13 protein-coding genes and 1 riboswitch are annotated in these 16768 nt (G+C 40.8%); of the genes, 4 read left to right on the top strand and 9 right to left on the bottom strand.

The window, feature by feature from the left end; genetic code table 11:
* The first annotated feature begins 61 nt into the window (after positions 1 to 61).
* Together ACMAZF_RS04220 and ykgO are read left to right on the top strand one after the other, a co-directional pair.
* On the top strand, positions 62 to 331 hold the full coding sequence (locus tag ACMAZF_RS04220) for a type B 50S ribosomal protein L31 (RefSeq protein ID WP_435276222.1): 270 nt from the start codon (positions 62 to 64) through the stop codon (positions 329 to 331).
* A 2-nt stretch (positions 332 to 333) separates the two neighbouring features.
* Positions 334 to 459, top strand: a complete 126-nt coding sequence (gene ykgO, locus ACMAZF_RS04215) for a type B 50S ribosomal protein L36 (protein WP_239437994.1) — start codon at positions 334 to 336, stop codon at positions 457 to 459.
* Positions 460 to 559: 100 nt separating this feature from the next.
* Here the strand turns inward: ykgO and ACMAZF_RS04210 are convergent, their stop codons facing one another.
* The 4 genes from ACMAZF_RS04210 to ACMAZF_RS04195 form a co-directional block, all read right to left on the bottom strand.
* Positions 560 to 1411, bottom strand: a complete 852-nt coding sequence (locus tag ACMAZF_RS04210; RefSeq protein ID WP_435276221.1) for an alpha/beta hydrolase — start codon at positions 1409 to 1411, stop codon at positions 560 to 562.
* 3 nt (positions 1412 to 1414) lie between these two features.
* A complete protein-coding gene (locus ACMAZF_RS04205) occupies positions 1415 to 2002 on the bottom strand; it encodes a TetR/AcrR family transcriptional regulator (RefSeq protein ID WP_435276220.1) in 588 nt (195 codons plus the stop codon).
* 478 nt (positions 2003 to 2480) lie between these two features.
* Positions 2481 to 3707, bottom strand: a complete 1227-nt coding sequence (locus ACMAZF_RS04200; RefSeq protein ID WP_435276219.1) for a cadherin repeat domain-containing protein — start codon at positions 3705 to 3707, stop codon at positions 2481 to 2483.
* Between the two features lie 5 nt (positions 3708 to 3712).
* Positions 3713 to 5692, bottom strand: a complete 1980-nt coding sequence (locus ACMAZF_RS04195) for a TonB-dependent receptor plug domain-containing protein (RefSeq protein WP_435276218.1) — start codon at positions 5690 to 5692, stop codon at positions 3713 to 3715.
* 124 nt (positions 5693 to 5816) lie between these two features.
* A riboswitch (cobalamin riboswitch) is annotated at positions 5817 to 5936 on the bottom strand.
* An 819-nt stretch (positions 5937 to 6755) separates the two neighbouring features.
* Between ACMAZF_RS04195 and ACMAZF_RS04190 the strand changes: the two genes are divergently transcribed.
* A complete protein-coding gene (locus ACMAZF_RS04190; RefSeq protein WP_435277177.1) occupies positions 6756 to 7130 on the top strand; it encodes a S1/P1 nuclease in 375 nt (124 codons plus the stop codon).
* Here ACMAZF_RS04190 and ACMAZF_RS04185 read toward each other — a convergent pair.
* The 5 genes from ACMAZF_RS04185 to ACMAZF_RS04165 all read right to left on the bottom strand — a co-directional run bounded on the left by ACMAZF_RS04185 (position 7117) and on the right by ACMAZF_RS04165 (position 15576).
* A complete protein-coding gene (locus ACMAZF_RS04185) occupies positions 7117 to 8505 on the bottom strand; it encodes an RDD family protein (protein WP_435276217.1) in 1389 nt (462 codons plus the stop codon). The two genes, ACMAZF_RS04190 and ACMAZF_RS04185, sit on opposite strands and share 14 nt — an antisense overlap.
* Entirely contained in the window at positions 8505 to 10205 is a 1701-nt protein-coding gene (locus ACMAZF_RS04180) for an Hsp70 family protein (protein ID WP_435276216.1), read from the bottom strand. The genes ACMAZF_RS04185 and ACMAZF_RS04180 overlap by 1 nt, the downstream gene beginning before the upstream one ends.
* A gap of 77 nt (positions 10206 to 10282) precedes the next feature.
* A complete protein-coding gene (locus ACMAZF_RS04175; protein WP_435276215.1) occupies positions 10283 to 13402 on the bottom strand; it encodes an efflux RND transporter permease subunit in 3120 nt (1039 codons plus the stop codon).
* Entirely contained in the window at positions 13395 to 14864 is a 1470-nt protein-coding gene (locus ACMAZF_RS04170) for an efflux RND transporter periplasmic adaptor subunit (RefSeq protein WP_435276214.1), read from the bottom strand. Before ACMAZF_RS04170 ends, ACMAZF_RS04175 begins: the two co-directional genes overlap by 8 nt.
* Before the next feature lie 361 nt (positions 14865 to 15225).
* Positions 15226 to 15576: a hypothetical protein gene (locus ACMAZF_RS04165; protein WP_435276213.1), complete on the bottom strand. Its 351-nt coding sequence runs from the start codon at positions 15574 to 15576 to the stop codon at positions 15226 to 15228.
* A 151-nt stretch (positions 15577 to 15727) separates the two neighbouring features.
* Here ACMAZF_RS04165 and tesB point away from each other — a divergent pair, with 151 nt between their 5' ends.
* Positions 15728 to 16591: an acyl-CoA thioesterase II gene (gene tesB / locus ACMAZF_RS04160; protein ID WP_435276212.1), complete on the top strand. Its 864-nt coding sequence runs from the start codon at positions 15728 to 15730 to the stop codon at positions 16589 to 16591.
* Positions 16592 to 16768 lie beyond the last annotated feature (177 nt).

Raw genomic sequence — 16768 nt, 5'->3', positions numbered from 1 at the left:
CTTGATTGCAAAATTGTTACGATATAACATTACTCAAAATATATTATGTTATAGGCAAACCATGAAACCAAATATTCACCCAGAATACCGCAAAGTACTATTCCACGACGTATCTGTAGATTCATACTTTTTAGTAGGCTCAACCATCAAGACTGATAAAGAAAAAGTATGGAATGAAGATGGTAATACCTACCCTTATGTAACACTCGATGTATCAAGCGATTCACATCCGTTTTACACTGGCCAACAGAAACAAACGAACACCGATGGCCGCGCAGCAAGCTTTAGTCTTCGTTTTGGCAAGTTATTTTCTAAAACTAAAGGGAAATAGAAATGAAAGTACTATCTTCTCTTAAGTCTGCAAAAAGCCGACATCCCAAATGTCAGATAGTAAAACGTCGCGGCAAGCTGTATGTTATCTGTAAAGAAAACCCACGATTAAAAGCGCGCCAACGATAAGAGAAATGTTGTGTTTTTGATACGCGAAAGCGCTGAAACCTTGTGTTCTCAGCGCTTTTTTTTCATTCAATCTAAAAATCATCAAATCTCTTCTGATTGTTTATGTTTCTTGTTGAAGTAATCCTTGTACCACTTGCCAAGTATTTTCACTATTTATTACTCGACCGTGGCCATGTCCTTGGGTTGGATAAAGCGTGATATGTGGGTGTGTCTCGCTCATTGTTTGACTCGCTGCAAAGGGCGCAAAACGATCTTGCTCATCATGAACGATATGTAGCGGCTGCTCTACCAAACCAATATGTTGTTCAGATACAGCATCTTTAAACTGAATTTGGTGCGTCCCTTCTATATCTTTCAACAATCGTTCAAATAATACAGGTGACATGCCGCTATCAAACACACTCTTTCGCAGCGAATCATAGAAACCAAAAATGGGCGCAATTAAAACATGCGGAATATCTTTTGGTAAATTAAGCGCCGACACAGTCCCCATCGAATGACTGACAATACAGCGAATATTATCTTTACCATGTATGTTCACAACATCGTTAATGCCTTTAATAAATAGCGGTAAGTTGGCAATTTTCCCACTACTTTTACCGTGTCCGTAGTGATCAAAGGCAATAGCTCTATAACCCGCTTTCGCAATTTTTTCCATCAGCGGAAAAAACTGGCTCGCGCTACCTGACCAACCATGCGTTAAAATCACAATATCACCTTCACCAAGACTATATTGCTGCAGATGACCAGCAACACCACTAATTTTTTCTATCGCCATTCTCTCTGGCACCGTAGCTTGCTTACGCCCTTTAGCAGGCGTTAACAGAATTTTCTCCGCCTGTTTTAAGGCAAACTTAGGGGCTGTTTTGTTTAGCACGCTAGAAATAACTCGGACCACATGAAAGCCCATCGAGCGTTTTTTACTGTCTGAAAAATAAATTTTACTACTCATATCTTAACTCCTATAACGAGCGATAAGATCACTAAGTGCTCGCTTAAATCTGCTGTGCTGATTGTCTTCAACCCCAACCCACACCATGCTTTGCGTGCCTAAATACAACGAATAAAGCTCGTAAACAAATTGCTGCGAATCAGTGCCTTCTTTAAACTGTTTGGCAGCAATCACTTGCTCAACGGTGTAATTCAAATGATCGAGCCAAAGAGCCAAATCACGGCAAATCTTGTCGTGAACCGCCCCATCTTGATCGTCAAACTCTACCGCCGCAGAAATGAAGATGCAGGTCTTCGCCTGACGCTCATACCAGTCGAGCCAACAATCACACATGCTCATTAGTCGTGTTAGAGGATCTTCAATTGCCATCGTCGGCTCAATAATAGTTTTTCTAAACAAACCATGTGCATGACGCAACACTTCTAACTGCAAATTTTCTTTCGACTTAAAATGCGCAAAGAGTCCCGACTTAGACATCCCCGTTGCAACCGCCAATCCGCCAATTGTTAGATCATTTAAGCTCGTCTCAGTCGCCATTAACAAAGCTGTTTCTAGAATCTGCTGCTTTGTTTTCTTACCTTTATCAACCATGTTATTCCATCGTCATCATTCAACCTCACAACAAAATAGCACGAACGTTCGTATTAGATCAATTACTATCTGACTTGTCCTCCATGACCTCGCCCGATACCGTTCATTGCAAACATAAAAGCCAGCCTGTTTCACAGGCTGGCTTTTTGGGGTGTTACTAGGGTCTGTTGATCTTTTGAGTTCATTTTTGCAGCAATTTGTTTGAGGTTTCTGCAAGGCAGAGCCTATGTGGTGTAGCTGGCTCGATAATAGCTCCTGCATTATCCTAATGAGCTACATCCATGTAGCAATACACGAATAGGCGATAACGCCGTAGAAATAACAAACAAATGCTGTCAGTTGGATTCATCTAAAAGGATTTTGTGCCGCGTTATTCGTCATTCACCTAGATAAACTAGGCATCAATCCTCATGCCTTGCCCAAAACCCTTTTAGATTGAACAAAATTTGAACCACAAAGTTCAACAGACCCTAATTAACTATTTTAAGAAACGAATAACACTCGGATTTAATTCAGTCAGTAAACGATCGCCTTCTTTTTCGTTAGTATTAGTATTAATAACGTCAATACCCGGCGTCGATGGGTTAATAGTACTTACCCATAGGAAACTTGAATCATCAACACTAATGAATGAAATTTGTTCGCTACCAGTATCAGCAATATTGCTATTTACAATAGCGCCAGTGGTTGGATTAAACTCAAAAAGACCAGATGTTGTTGTCCATACACCATCGTCATTAAAGCCGGCTTTGCTCGCCACAAAATAACCTTTGGTCGTCGACACTATTTCACTGCTCGTAATAAACGCTTCCGTGTTATCAGCAATATCGGCCGCACTCACTAACGTTGACGTTGAATAATCAGATGTTTCAATTTTTTCAATCATGCTAAGGCTAAGATCAGTGTTGCCATAAGCACTACGAGAAGTCACATATACATCACCAAACGCAGCTTTGATATTATGCTCTAATGGATTTTGACCATTTAGCTTAATACCTTTAACTTCATCATCAGCAGTGTGGTTAGTTTCAATCTCGGTATCAGTAGCCACATCATAAACCGCAACATAAGCAGTGTTTGGTGCAAAACTGTCAGATAAACGCTGCATCGTAATATATAACTTACCGTCAACAATGACGCCAGCAGATGGAGAAGGCGTCGTACTGTTATTTTCCGGTACGTAAGCCGCTAAATCTAATTCACCAATTTTAAAGTCAGATTCATTAGCTGCATTTGGGTTAATGATCCACACTTTAGATGAAGCATAACGAATTAAGTACGCTTTATTAGCGTTAGCAAAAACCAAGTTATATGGGTTTGAAGAGCCAGTCTCGCCTTCTGCTTTAGTACTGTGAGAATACACTTGTGCATCAGGCGTTTCACTGTTGTATTTTGCAATAGTATCAATAAAGAAACGTCCAATATGATAAACGTCAGTACCGTAACTCGTTAACGTATAATCAGACTTATCTTTCACATAGTAATCACCCGCTACCGATTGAGCATTAATGTCTAAATAAGCGACTTCAGAGCTTGAATAGTCAGGGGCAATGGTTTGAACCACTGCTTTTTTAGGGATAATAGGAACGATATCTGTTTTAGTATCACTACTTCCACCACAACCAGCGAGTAAACTCACACTAGCAGCGAGTGCCAGTGACAACGAAGTACGCTTAGCATTAGCTGTGCTTAAAAAATGACTCATAGTAATTATTCCTCGAATGAAAACTTAATAAATAGATTACGCCCTTGGGCAGGACGGTTTGCGAGATCTTGGTAACTCTCGTCAAATACATTGTTGACGCCAACATTGACGACAAACCCACGTTGTTGCCAACGTAAATTGATATTACTAAGCAAGCGATCACTTGGATTACCGTTCCCTTGAGTATGCTGCTCAACCTTATTGCCTAAATTAAAATAAAGCCCTTTGCTATATTGTGTCGCGACATCTAATGACCAATCTTGTGATAAATCAATGCTCACTTTAGCGCTATATTCTTGATGATAAATGCCGGGCAGTTTCTTATTGTTAAAAGCGAAAAATGGCGACTTGCTCTTACTGTCCACCAAGTTCATTTGCCCCTGAAAAGAAATTGCTGCTGACAACTGATAATCAGCTTGAAGTTCAACCCCATGGATTTGCGCATCATTAACATTGCCATAGCTGCCAATGCCCGAAGAGTTAAACGTGGCGACAATCGCATCAGAGATTTGTTTTACATACAAGGCCGAAGACAATGACCAATGCGCAGCATCATAATCAGCACTGAGCGACAGAGCATCTGACTGTTCAGGTCGAATACTGCCATTACCTTTAAATAAGCCTCGGTCACCGTAACGTTCAAACATCGTTGGCATTCTGACACCACGACTTAATACCGCGCCCAAATTAATAGTGCGCCAACGATATTGGGTGCCAAATTCAGCAGAGAAAAAGTCACTATCGTTGTTCTCTTTGGTTCCGTTTTGCTGATTGAGTGCAACATTGCTACTGTCATCAAATAACTGACTAATTAACAAATGAGCAGATGCCACTTTGTCAGTGCTTTGCCAATCGGCTCTGCTTCCCACTAACCATTGCGTTGTCTTAGCGCGAATGTCGCAGGCACTGATACCATTACAACTTATCGTTGCGCCATTAATAAAGCTTCGTGAAGTAAACTGTTGCTGATTAACATCTAAAAACGGCGTTAACGTCCATTGTTCAACAAGAAAAGTTGGCTTCAATGACACACTGTATTTTTCAGTATTGTACCGCCCATCACGTCGTACTAATTGCGGAATGCTATCAATGTAATGCTCGTCCCGCGAATCAACGTAACCTTCCAACTCAAACTGTGACAACACACTATCAATACGCTTAACCAAATATGTAAGCGCTAACCTCGATTGCTCTAAATCTAAGCTAGACTCGTTGCTACGCACATTAATTTGGTAATGTGGCAGTGCTTTTTCTTGGTTAATATACTGACCATTGAGGCGAACTTGTTGTTGCTCACCAACCCATACTCCATTGCCTGATAAGCTTACTTTTTCAAAGTCATTATTTAAAAGCGGTTCAACAATAGATTTATTCGGATGGGCAACAGGTTGAGGAACCAGATAATCATAATCGTTATCACTGGCCACATAACTCGCGCTTATTGCGCCTTGAAACTGCTCAAAACTGCTATTTTTTACAACGTTTAACTCTTGATAACCAAAAGATCCCAGACCAGCACTTAAGCGCAAAGAGTCCTGCTCCGGGTTATAGGTATTAATGCGAATTACACCGCCAATTGGCGTAGCACCTGTGCCAATTGCCTGCTCTTTACTTACTTCAATTGATTGGATGTTTTCGACAGGTAATTGGTTTAAATCAAACCCACCAAATTGCCCATCGTTAACTAACTGACCGTCAATATACAATTGCACCTGTTTCGACGAAGAGCCGCGAATAGAAACGGCTGCAGGATTACCGACACCGCTAATTTGGCGTACTTGAATACCGTTTATTTGATTGAGTACATCATTGAGGTTTTGCGCACTATCAACAAAATCATCACGGCTAAGCACAAGATAATTAGCACTGTGCTTAAGTTGCTGACCGCTTACCTTAATACGTTCAACATCATCAATATCGGCAGCAGTCACTGGCGTTATAAAAAGTGTTAAAAAAACAAAAGCTGTCGTCCATTTTACAGACATAGCACCCTCAATATTCAAAATAGAGGACACTAAAAGATGAAACAAACACAAGGAAATCTGACATGGCGCCAAAAGTGTTTATTTAATCTCCTATCGCCCTCCGCAATAGTAATACCTATTTGGTATAGAAAAAGTAACTAAGGCCGGTATCGGACTATTAAATGCAGCGCACTTAAATCACCGTTGCGGGGGCAGCGTAGGATTGTCACCTAACTTCCCGTTTACCCTAAGCACTATCAATATAATACGCATTTAATACAATGCGCATTATCAATACACAATGTATTGCTATAGCCTTAGGCACCTCAATTTATCGCTGCACTTTAAAGGCAATCATGACGATGGTCAACAACTAAATAGACGTCTATACGTCTTTGTGATTTGTATTTATTGTACGAGTGTTAAGAAATGTTTTATAACAACTAGTTACAATCATCAATGTGGCTATGGGTATATAATATTTAAAATCATCATATAATATCAAAACGTATTTCATACTAGCTAGGACGTATGAGTAACTCAGCAATCAGACAAATTGAGACCAGTAATATCGACGCACCAAACGTATGTAACTGAAATTATTTAAAATCAAGCGCAAATAATGACGACCCCCTCAACATTGGCACTCGTATTGAAGCAGCACTAGTAGATTGTTTTTTACCTTTTGCTGTCGTCCAACTAAAAAGTTGACGCATCCTAGCAAACCGCCAATTTATGATACCAATTGCATTAAGTAAGTGATCTTGTTGTGCGTAGAGAAAATCAGCTAAAACAAGGCGCTCGATTGACTAATAGCTGGCTATTAGGATTGAGAGCAACGCCATTTTAGTTAATTTTAACAAGTACAAGTGGGCAAATATTTAATGCAATTGGTATTAAACCAATTGCATTAAGTAAGTGATCTTGTTGTGCGTAGAGAAAATCAGCTAAAACAAGGCGCTCGATTGACTAATAGCTGGCTATTAGGATTGAGAGCAACGCCATTTTAGTTAATTTTAACAAGTACAAGTGGGCAAATATTTAATGCCATTGGTATTACGCCAGCGATTGGGGCGGTAATAAAATAAAGATCACCAAAAACAGCAAAGTTCGCTGTGAGACACTGCATTGGTATTGGGATGACTGTGTTTTAAGTCGCCAAAATAATAGTTTTGAGCAATGGATAGCACTATTAACACCGAACACAACAGCGCAATCAGTCAAGAAATGGAGCAAGAAAAACCCATGGTTGTGGGCAGACGAATCTTATCAAGTCGTCACGTCCCCAACGTTTATGTACTGTGTAAAGAATCGCAACATTTGCCAAATCCCATTAGGCAATAAAGTGACCCTAGCTGGTGATTATCAGGAAAGATTTGCGCCGATAATCAATCAACGCATGGTGCTAGCAAGTAAACGTTTAGCAACAGTTTTAACTGCGTCGCTTAACGTTCAATAACACGAGTATAACTCATCCTATCGCCGGCAATACCTTCTTCATTGCCAACTATCCAGTGAATTAAGAAGGTGATTTTGCTGGTAAAAATCAGTAGCCAAATAACAATAGAGCGCCACAATGAATGAAATATATTGAGGCGTTTTCCTTGTTTATTAACCACCTTAATTTTGAGTAATGACTTGCCAATTGTCGCTTGTAACGGCGATGCTTCAAGAATAGGAAACAGTAATAAGAACACTCCTAATGAGCTCCATAACTTAGTTTTCGACTCATGTTCTTCAGAAAGGCTTAAAACCTCTATCAATGAAAGCACAGAGATTAAGCACAACCCAAATACAATCAAATCAATAATTATGGCGCCAAATCGTTTTCCAAAAGTTGCAATATAAAAATCGCCTTTATGCTCCCTATCACAAATATAATTGTGCCTAAATTTTTCCATAGGTGATTTAATCTGATACAAAAACAGTCGTATCTCTCTATCATTAAGATGGCGCTCTAGGAAGTTTAGGTCAGCGCACCACATCATTTTGCTATCAATAAGAGATAAGGCAGTATAACGAAACGGTTTCGTTCGATAATTACTCATGTCGTTAATAAGCAGTCGAAGCAATTGACGCCGAAAGATTTGTCCTTGCTCAAAAAATAAGTCATTACTTTTGAGCAACAATGGACTCCATACTGCAATAGAGTTCTTATTCTTTGAATCAGCAATAATCTCTTTTGCTTCATCCAAGTATTCATTGATATCGATAACGTCGTTGACATCGTCAAAAGATTGATTCTCATCATCAATTGACCAGTCATCATCTGCAGGGTCATTCCACACAGCAAGCTCTTTGACGTTTTCTTTGTTAGTCTGTTGTTCAATGTCGAACTTCGTATCGTTAGCTAAAATAGCATCATCGTTTGCCGCAACTGGTGCCTCAAAGCTAGTATCAACAATGTTTTCAGAAAATAGTAATGCACGTTGATCGTCTGTCGATTCATCATCGTTAGAACTAACTTGCGGTTCAGTGGGCCATTCATCCTCCTGATTACAATCAGGGATGTCCTCAACAATTAGCGTCTGTTCATTAGTCACTTCTGATTCATACTGGTCGTGCGACTCAGGAAAGCCAATCCTATCATAATCATCTTTTATGGTGATTATTGGCTCACTTACTCTAACCGCCTGAAATTCGTTAAGACCATCGTTTTTCACATCTTTTATATGTTTAGATAACGATAATGCCTCTTTATAAGCACTGTGCAGTTGTTTAAATCCTTCAGGGTCAACGTCGGGTTTCTTTTGCTTTAGTTGCACCGCATAAGCTTTTTTTATGCGCTTCTTATCACTTGTTGGCTCAACACCTAAAAACGTCCAGCAATTCATCAAAACAGCCTACTTTCTTCTAATCCATCAAGCTGATGCTCAAACGTCGCTCTCGCTTGTATTATTTCGGTTACATTTTGCCCCTCAAGTGCTTGCTCAAAATTAGATATTATTTGCGTAATGTAATCACGGCGTTCACCTAATGATGATTCAAATAATCGGTCGCCTTTTGTCAGCAGTAATCTATTTTCTTCTTGCTCACGAGGATGAAACTTCAATAGGGCCAATCGCTCTTTAGCCTTAAAAATATCTGCGTCACTTAACGAAATTTGGGCGTTAACAATCGCTTTATGATAAGTCATCCCTGTGGACGGAACGCTAATATCAACTTCTAATAAACCATTCATATCATAAGAATAGCGAACATCAATTGATTCTTGTCCAGCCGGAGCACGCGGCACTTTAGCTTCTAACTTGCCAAGGAAAACATTATTCTTAACTAAACGGCTCTCACCTTGAAAAACACTAACTACTAGAAATTCTTGATTATCACTAACAGTGCAAAGGCTTTTAACAATACTATTAGGCACCGTGGTGTTACGCTCTATAATCGGTAAGAAAATGCCGCCATCACAACTACTTCCTTCATTGTGATTGACAATTTCCACACCTAAACTATAAGGGCTCACGTCCGTTAACACTACATCATCTAAATCGCTATGATTATCTCTCAATCCAGCTTGAACACCAGCTCCCAATCCGACCACAATATCGGGATCAATATTGCACAAAGGAATACGACGAAACATTTTAGAAACTAAGGTTCTAAACGGCTGCATTCGTGTTGCACCGCCAACCAAGATAACCTCATCAATATCAGACAGCTCAACATCAGCATCTAAGATGGTGCGCTCAATTGGCAACCTTAATCTACTGAGTAAATCTTGGGTTATTTCGCCAAATCGTTCACGGGTAATTTTCCAAGGTGCTGTTTGTTTTGATAACACGTTTTCTAAAACACATTGCCCTTCTTTACTGAGCTCGCATTTCACTTCTTCGATTGCATGCATTAACTGACGTAATTCATTTGCACTTAAACTAGATTTTTTAATGCCCGTAAATGTTAGGTAATCATTCACCAACAACATCAAGAAATCTTCGCCACCAAGATTGTTGTCACCTGCTGACGCATGTACTTCGATAACGCCATCAAAATATTCGACAAGGGATACATCAAATGTACCACCACCCAAATCTAAAATGAGAAACTGTGCACCATCACTGCGATCATGCAACCCATAAACAATCGATGCCGCTGTTGGCTCATTAATGAGTCGTTCAACGTTTAATCCAGCAATTTCTCCAGCAACCTTAGTTGCTTTTCGTTGTAGATCATTAAAATAAGCAGGCACACTTATCACCGCATCGGTAATGCTTTCACCTAGAAACGCTTCGGCATCTTCTTTGAGGGATTTAAGCACCAAAGACGACAATTCAATGGCGCTAAACGTTTTATTGCCTAATTTAGTTGAGTATTGTGTCCCCATGTAGCGCTTAAATAACGAAGTTGTTTTTTTGGGATGACTGACTAATCTGTTTTTCGCGGTTTCACCAATTAGCAATTCACCATCATCGTCAAGACCAACGACAGATGGCGTTATTGATTGTCCTAACCTGTTGGGCACCAATATCGCTTTTCCATCCTTCCAAATGCTGCATGCACTATTGGTTGTTCCCAAGTCTATCCCTAACGTCGCCATCTGTTGTGCCTTCAAATAATAGTAATATTTACAAATACTAACCTATTTAAATCAAATCTTTAATTATTTTTAGTCCCTCAATGAGGCATATTATTTAGTTCGGCTTTTCTCCATAGACAATAAACAACGGGTAAAACAAACAAGGTAAGTACCATTGCACTCACCATGCCGCCGACCATAGGTGCGGCTATTCGGCTCATCAACTCGCTGCCTGTTCCAGTGCCATAGAGCACAGGTAGCAAACCGATAATAATGGACAATGCTGTCATCATCACGGGGCGGATTCGTCTACCAGCGCCATCAATAATAGCTTTTTGCAGTGCAGCCACCGTTATTTCTTGATGGCTAACACGCAGCGCTTGATAGGCTTGATTAAGGTAGACCAACATAATGACGCCTATCTCTACCGCCACACCAGCCAGCGCAATGAATCCGACCCCAACGGCAACTGAAAAATTAAAGTCCAATAGATGTAACAGCCAAACACTGCCTACTAAACTAAGTGGTAAGGTCAACATGATCATCGCCACCATTGCGATATTCTTGAAGCTTAAAAACAGCAAAAAGATAATAATCACAATGGTTAAAGGCACTACATAACTTAACTTATCCTTTGCTCGCTCCATGTATTGATACTGCCCAGCCCAACTTATTGAATAGCCAGCTGGAATGGTTAGTTGCTCTGACACTATTGTTTTGGCCTTGGCAACATAACTACCAATATCAACATTCTTAATATCAATGTAAACCCAGCCATTGGGACGAGCATTCTCACTTTTGATGCCAGTTGGACCATTCGTAATATCAACATTAGCCACATCGCTCAAGCGAATATAATGTCCTTGCGGTGTTAAAATTGGTAGTTGTCTCAACTGATGAGGAGAATTTCGAAAGTCTTGCTGATAGCGAATATTGACGTTATAACGCGCTAAGCCTTCCACCGTTTGCGTCACATTTTTTCCGCCAATAGCCGCGCCGATAACTTGCTGGATGTCAGCAATGTTTAATCCATATCGCGCCGCATTTGCGCGGTCGATGTCGATATCTAAATATCGTCCACCAACAACACGTTCCGCATAAACAGAGGCAGTGCCATCGACAGTATTCAATATTTCTTCAATCTGCTTTCCAATGTTTTCAATAACCGCTAAATCAGTCCCAGCTATCTTGATACCAACAGGAGTTTTTATTCCCGTCGCTAACATATCGATACGCGTTTTTATTGGCATAACCCAAGCGTTGGTTAAGCCAGGTAAAGATACGACACTATCTAATTCACGCTGAATTTTTTCACTGGTCATTCCCGGACGCCATTCAGTCTTTGGTTTTAACTGAATAAAAGATTCAATCATCGTAAGCGGTGCGGGATCCGTTGCTGTTTCCGCGCGACCAATTTTACCAAAAACAGATTTGACCTCCGGCACCGTCATTATTAACTTGTCAGTTTGTTGAAGAATTTCCCGCGCCTTACCCACTGATAAACTAGGATAAGTTGTCGGCATATACATCATTGAACCTTCATCTAACGGCGGCATAAACTCACTGCCAATTTTGCCTAAAGGCCAAAGACTTGATGCTAAAATTGCAATAGCGAGCAGTAGCGTAATGACTGGAAAGTTCATCGCCTTTTTCAGCAATGGCATATAACAAGCCATCAACAATCGATTGATGGGATTTTTCTCTTCGCTCACGACTTTGCCGCGAATAAAGTAACCCATTAATACAGGCACTAACGTGACAGCCAATGCAGCAGCTGCTGCCATTGCATAGGTTTTTGTAAACGCTAAAGGTGAGAACATTCGCCCTTCTTGTGCTTCTAAGGTAAAAACAGGCAGAAAACTGACGGTAATAATCAACAAACTAAAAAATAGCGCCGGGCCGACTTCTGTCGCGGCCTTAGTCACTATTTGCCAGCGATTCTCATCAGTCAGTGGCGTTTTTTCCATATGCTTATGAAAGTTTTCCACCATCACAATGGCTCCATCAATCATGGCGCCAATGGCAATGGCGATGCCTCCTAATGACATGATGTTAGCGTTAAGCCCTTGCCAATGCATAACAATAAAAGCAGTCAAAATCCCCACAGGTAGACTAATGATTGCCACAAGAGATGAGCGAAGATGAAATAAAAAAATTGCACAAACGGCAATGACCACCACAAATTCTTCAAGCAACTTATGCCATAAGTTATCAACCGCGCTTTCAATAAGCTCACTGCGATCATAAACTGGCACCACTTCAACCCCAGCCGGTAAGCCTTTGTTTAATTGGTCAAGTTTGTCTTTGATGCCATCAATCGTATGCTGCGCATTTTCACCAAAACGCATAACAACAATACCGCCTACCACTTCTCCTTCACCGTTGAGTTCAGCAATACCACGGCGCATTTGCGGGCCTTCAACAACCTGAGCAACATGCTTTATCAATAAAGGCGTCCCGCTATCACTAGCGCCTAAAGGGATATTTTCAATATCTTCGATGGATTTAAGATACCCGGTGGCGCGGATCATATACTCAGCTTCAGCCATCTCGATAACTGACGCGCCCTGTTCTTGATTTCCTTTTTCAATCGCCGTTGCCACAACAGATAAAGGCACTTGATAAGATCGGAGCTTATGCGGATCAACTTGCACCTGATACAGTTTAACCATGCCCCCTAAAGCCGCAACTTCCGACACACCAGCTACTGTTTGTAACTCATATTTCAAGAAATAATCTTGGATGCTTCGCAACTGGGCAAGATTGTGCTGCCCTGTTCTATCGACCAATGCATAAAGGTAGACCCAACCAACGCCTGTTGCATCAGGTCCCAATTGTGGTTTAGCAGCGCTAGGTAATTGTGGCGTTACTTGAGATAGATATTCAAGTACCCGCGAGCGCGCCCAGTACATATCCGTGTCATCATCAAAAATGACATAAACGTAAGAGTCACCAAAAAATGAAAAACCGCGCACCGTATGCGCCCCCGGCACAGATAACATGGCGGTAGTCAGCGGATAAGTAACCTGCTCTTCAACAACTTGCGGCGCTTGCCCTGCATAGCTAGTTTTAATAATAACTTGGACATCAGATAAGTCAGGAATAGCATCAACAGGTGTTTTCTTAACACTGTATAGCCCTGCGCCAACGAGCAATACACAGGCTAATAATACAAGAACACGATTGTTGATAGACCATTTAATAACAGCGTTAATCATGGGCATGCTCCTTCATTTGCACGCCAATGATGATGTAATCACCGTCCTCATCTTTAATAATCTCTATCGCCAACTGTTGATCAACAACAAAGCTCTTTAAATCAATCGATTCATCAACATAAAAATTCATGCTCATTTCAGGCCAGTTCCACTGCGCAATTGGTGCATGAGTGACATTGACCATCTCATGATTCTCCATCACGCGATTAACCATTGCCTGTGTCCATACACTGCCATTGCTTGCTAATTCAGATGCTGAATCAGCAGGTTGGTAGCGCATTAAATCTGATGCTATATTTGACTCTGAATCAATCAAGAACTGTGCTGACGTGACCACGCTATCTTGTGCCATGAGGCCGTCGGTAATTTCTATCCAATGCTGGTTTTCACGCCCTAAACTGACCGCGACAGATTTAAACTTACCATCACCTAACGCCATCACCACTCTATTATTCAGACCACTTCTAATAACTGCATCACGAGGAACCATCAAACTTTGTTTGATACTTTCAAAATGAATGTTGACGCTTGCAAACATATTTGCTTTTAGAGATTGGTCATCATTATCGAGACTAAGTCGCAGTGTCGCAGTGCGAGATTGAGCATTAAGCATCGGATAAATTTTATCGACTATCCCTTCTACATTGCCACGACCAATGCCATTAATCGCAATCGTCGCTTTAGCGCCTAAGGTAATCATAGGTAATTGCGACTCAAAAACATCCACTTTAAGCCACATTTCGTTTAACGAAATCACCGTCATCAGGACATGAGATGGAGTAACAAAGGCGCCTGTCTTAATCATTAAAGATTCTATAACACCACTATTGTGAGCATGAACCGTGAAGATGCGCTTCACTTGTCGTGTTTTATTAAGTTGCTCGATGTCATGTAATGACATTGCTAAATACACTAAGCGCTTATGAGCCGCTGCGACTAGTCGATTATTATCTTGCGACAAAGCAAGAACATACTCTTCTTGTGCATTCACTAATTCCGGAGAGTAAATGTCATAAAGAGGCTGTCCTGCTTTTATCGTGTCGCCGTGTTCAGCAACATATAATTTTTCCACCCAGCCACTAACGCGTGGCGAAATATCCATGCGTTCGTCTTGGCTATACTCCAGCACGCCAGTTGCATCAATCGTTTGGGAAAAATAATCACTGACAACGTCTGTGGTTTTAACGCCGAGGTTATTAACAATTTGCGGAGCTATGGTGACAACGCCAGCATCTTGTCCCGACGGTTCATTATAAACGGGCACTAGCGCCATACCCATCGGCGACAGCCCTGGTTCGTCGCGCCGAAAATTAGCATCCATAGGTGCGACCCAATAGATTGGTTTTTCAGAGGAGGCGCTAGGCTCATCAGCAACACTCGGCCAATTCAATAAGGGAGTTAAAAAAGGACTGATATAAATACCAGCAACAAAAAAGATTAAGACGATGATTAAATTACGCATAACAATAAGTCCATGCACAAATCAAATGTTTATACCAGTTGCCAATGAAAGTGCTTGATTTCAGCAAGACGAGAAGCGCGCCAAATACAAGGCATAAGATGTGTCGTTAAGTCATTCTCAACAAATATCTTATAACGACGTAGTTGGTCGCTTATCGCCTTGCCCGTAGGGAGTTCGGGTAGAACACGACTACTGCGTTATGATTTATAATCAGGGAGTGACCATTAATTACAAATCATGCCTTGTATTCGAATCCTACCCGAGCTCTGAAACAAGCATCTTCACTGGTAACTGGTATATAAATTCCAAACATAAGTGTGCTTTGATAAAAACAATAAAACAGGGGTAAATCTTGGGGCTGTTAAACGTTTATCGGCGGACGATAGAGAGAAGAAATAGTCGCGATAGGATGACTAGGACTATGAATCAACACGTTACTCGAACTATTATTTAGTCCGTAAGAAAAGGAAAAATTAATAAATAACGAAGATACAGGGCAAGCACCACTGCAACAATCGCATTCATTACTGCACTCAGCCGCCATTTGATGATCTTGCATCATTTCCTGACAGTGAGCCATGTCATCTGCACTCATGGTGTGCGATGTCATCATTGCATGATTATTATTTTCACCAAAGGTCACTGCCGCTGTTGTTTGCAAAGTGCTAACAACCAACAATAAAATACAGATGACTTTCGAGAATAATGACAAACAGATTTTCCAGCGTTAAATGAGTCGTCATCATAATCAATGGCTGCTTTGAAATCAATCGCAAACTCATTAACAATACTTACAATCGAGGCTAAACAATTGTTTGAATTAACGGTAGACTATCCTTTTAATGAAAAAAGGCGAGCACCTTATGTCACAAGTTCTTAGTCAGCTTCTCGATTTACTCAGCTTAGAAACCATTGAACAAGGCATATATCGTGGCAACAGCCAAGACTTAGGATTTGGTCGCGTGTTTGGTGGACAAGTTATTGGTCAGGCACTCTTTGCAGCAAAACAAACAGTCGACAGCAGCTTTTCGCTTAACTCGTTTCATTGCTATTTTTTACGCATGGCAGATTCCGCCAAGCCTATTGTTTATGATGTAGAAACCATTCGCACAGGGCGCTCTATTGCAACACGTCGTATTAAAGCGATTCAAGGTGGGCAGCCTATTTTTTATCTCACTAGTTCTTTTCACGTTCAAGAAGAAGCCTTTGACCATCAAGCAAGCATGCCGCAAGTTGCAGGACCAGCTGGATTACAATCTGAAGTTGAGCGTGCGCGTTTAGTACAAGAGTTTATTCCGGAATCTATTCGCCAACAATTTATTTGTGATAAAGCGATTGAAATTAGGCCTGTAGAAGACAATAACCCCATCAAACCAACTGTTGGTCCTGCTAAAGGTCATTTCTGGATGAAAGCAAATGGTATATTGCCAGACGATCTTCGCGTTCATAAATATCTACTAGGTTATGCGTCAGACTTTTCATTTTTACCTGTCGCTGGTCATCCACACGGTGTTTCATTTATGACGCCTAAATTACAAATGGCGACGATTGATCACTCTATGTGGTTCCATCGTGATTTCCGTTTTGATGATTGGCTACTCTACGAAGTTGAAAGCCCATCAGCAAGTGGCGGCCGTGGCTTTGTAACAGGAAAGTTCTTTGACCGACAAGGCCGATTGGTTGCTAGTACGGCACAAGAAGGTGTTATGCGTTGGAGTAAAAAATAATCACTAACACTTGATAAATATCATTTTTATAAGCATTTACTCACATCAACTATAATTATAACAATTATACTTATTGCTAAGTTCAATTACGTGCTTAGCAACGTCCTACCACGTACACTAATTACCGAGAGCAATCTAATAAACATATCTGCAGTTTTACATTTTATTTCCTAAGCT

The organism is Psychrobium sp. nBUS_13 (assembly GCF_051201665.1).
Lineage (GTDB): Bacteria > Pseudomonadota > Gammaproteobacteria > Enterobacterales > Psychrobiaceae > Psychrobium.
This window is presented reverse-complemented; position numbering and strand designations above follow the sequence as displayed.

What these genes read in the sequence shown, in the direction of transcription:
- tesB (WP_435276212.1), top strand. Translation starts at nt 15,728, where the DNA reads ATGTCACAAGTTCTTAGTCAGCTTCTCGATTTACTCAGCTTAGAAACC.
- ACMAZF_RS04180 (WP_435276216.1), bottom strand. Translation starts at nt 10,205, where the DNA reads ATGGCGACGTTAGGGATAGACTTGGGAACAACCAATAGTGCATGCAGC.
- ACMAZF_RS04170 (WP_435276214.1), bottom strand. Translation starts at nt 14,864, where the DNA reads ATGCGTAATTTAATCATCGTCTTAATCTTTTTTGTTGCTGGTATTTAT.
- ykgO (WP_239437994.1), top strand. Translation starts at nt 334, where the DNA reads ATGAAAGTACTATCTTCTCTTAAGTCTGCAAAAAGCCGACATCCCAAA.
- ACMAZF_RS04220 (WP_435276222.1), top strand. Translation starts at nt 62, where the DNA reads ATGAAACCAAATATTCACCCAGAATACCGCAAAGTACTATTCCACGAC.
- ACMAZF_RS04185 (WP_435276217.1), bottom strand. Translation starts at nt 8,505, where the DNA reads ATGAATTGCTGGACGTTTTTAGGTGTTGAGCCAACAAGTGATAAGAAG.
- ACMAZF_RS04205 (WP_435276220.1), bottom strand. Translation starts at nt 2,002, where the DNA reads ATGGTTGATAAAGGTAAGAAAACAAAGCAGCAGATTCTAGAAACAGCT.
- ACMAZF_RS04200 (WP_435276219.1), bottom strand. Translation starts at nt 3,707, where the DNA reads ATGAGTCATTTTTTAAGCACAGCTAATGCTAAGCGTACTTCGTTGTCA.
- ACMAZF_RS04175 (WP_435276215.1), bottom strand. Translation starts at nt 13,402, where the DNA reads ATGATTAACGCTGTTATTAAATGGTCTATCAACAATCGTGTTCTTGTA.
- ACMAZF_RS04210 (WP_435276221.1), bottom strand. Translation starts at nt 1,411, where the DNA reads ATGAGTAGTAAAATTTATTTTTCAGACAGTAAAAAACGCTCGATGGGC.
- ACMAZF_RS04195 (WP_435276218.1), bottom strand. Translation starts at nt 5,692, where the DNA reads ATGTCTGTAAAATGGACGACAGCTTTTGTTTTTTTAACACTTTTTATA.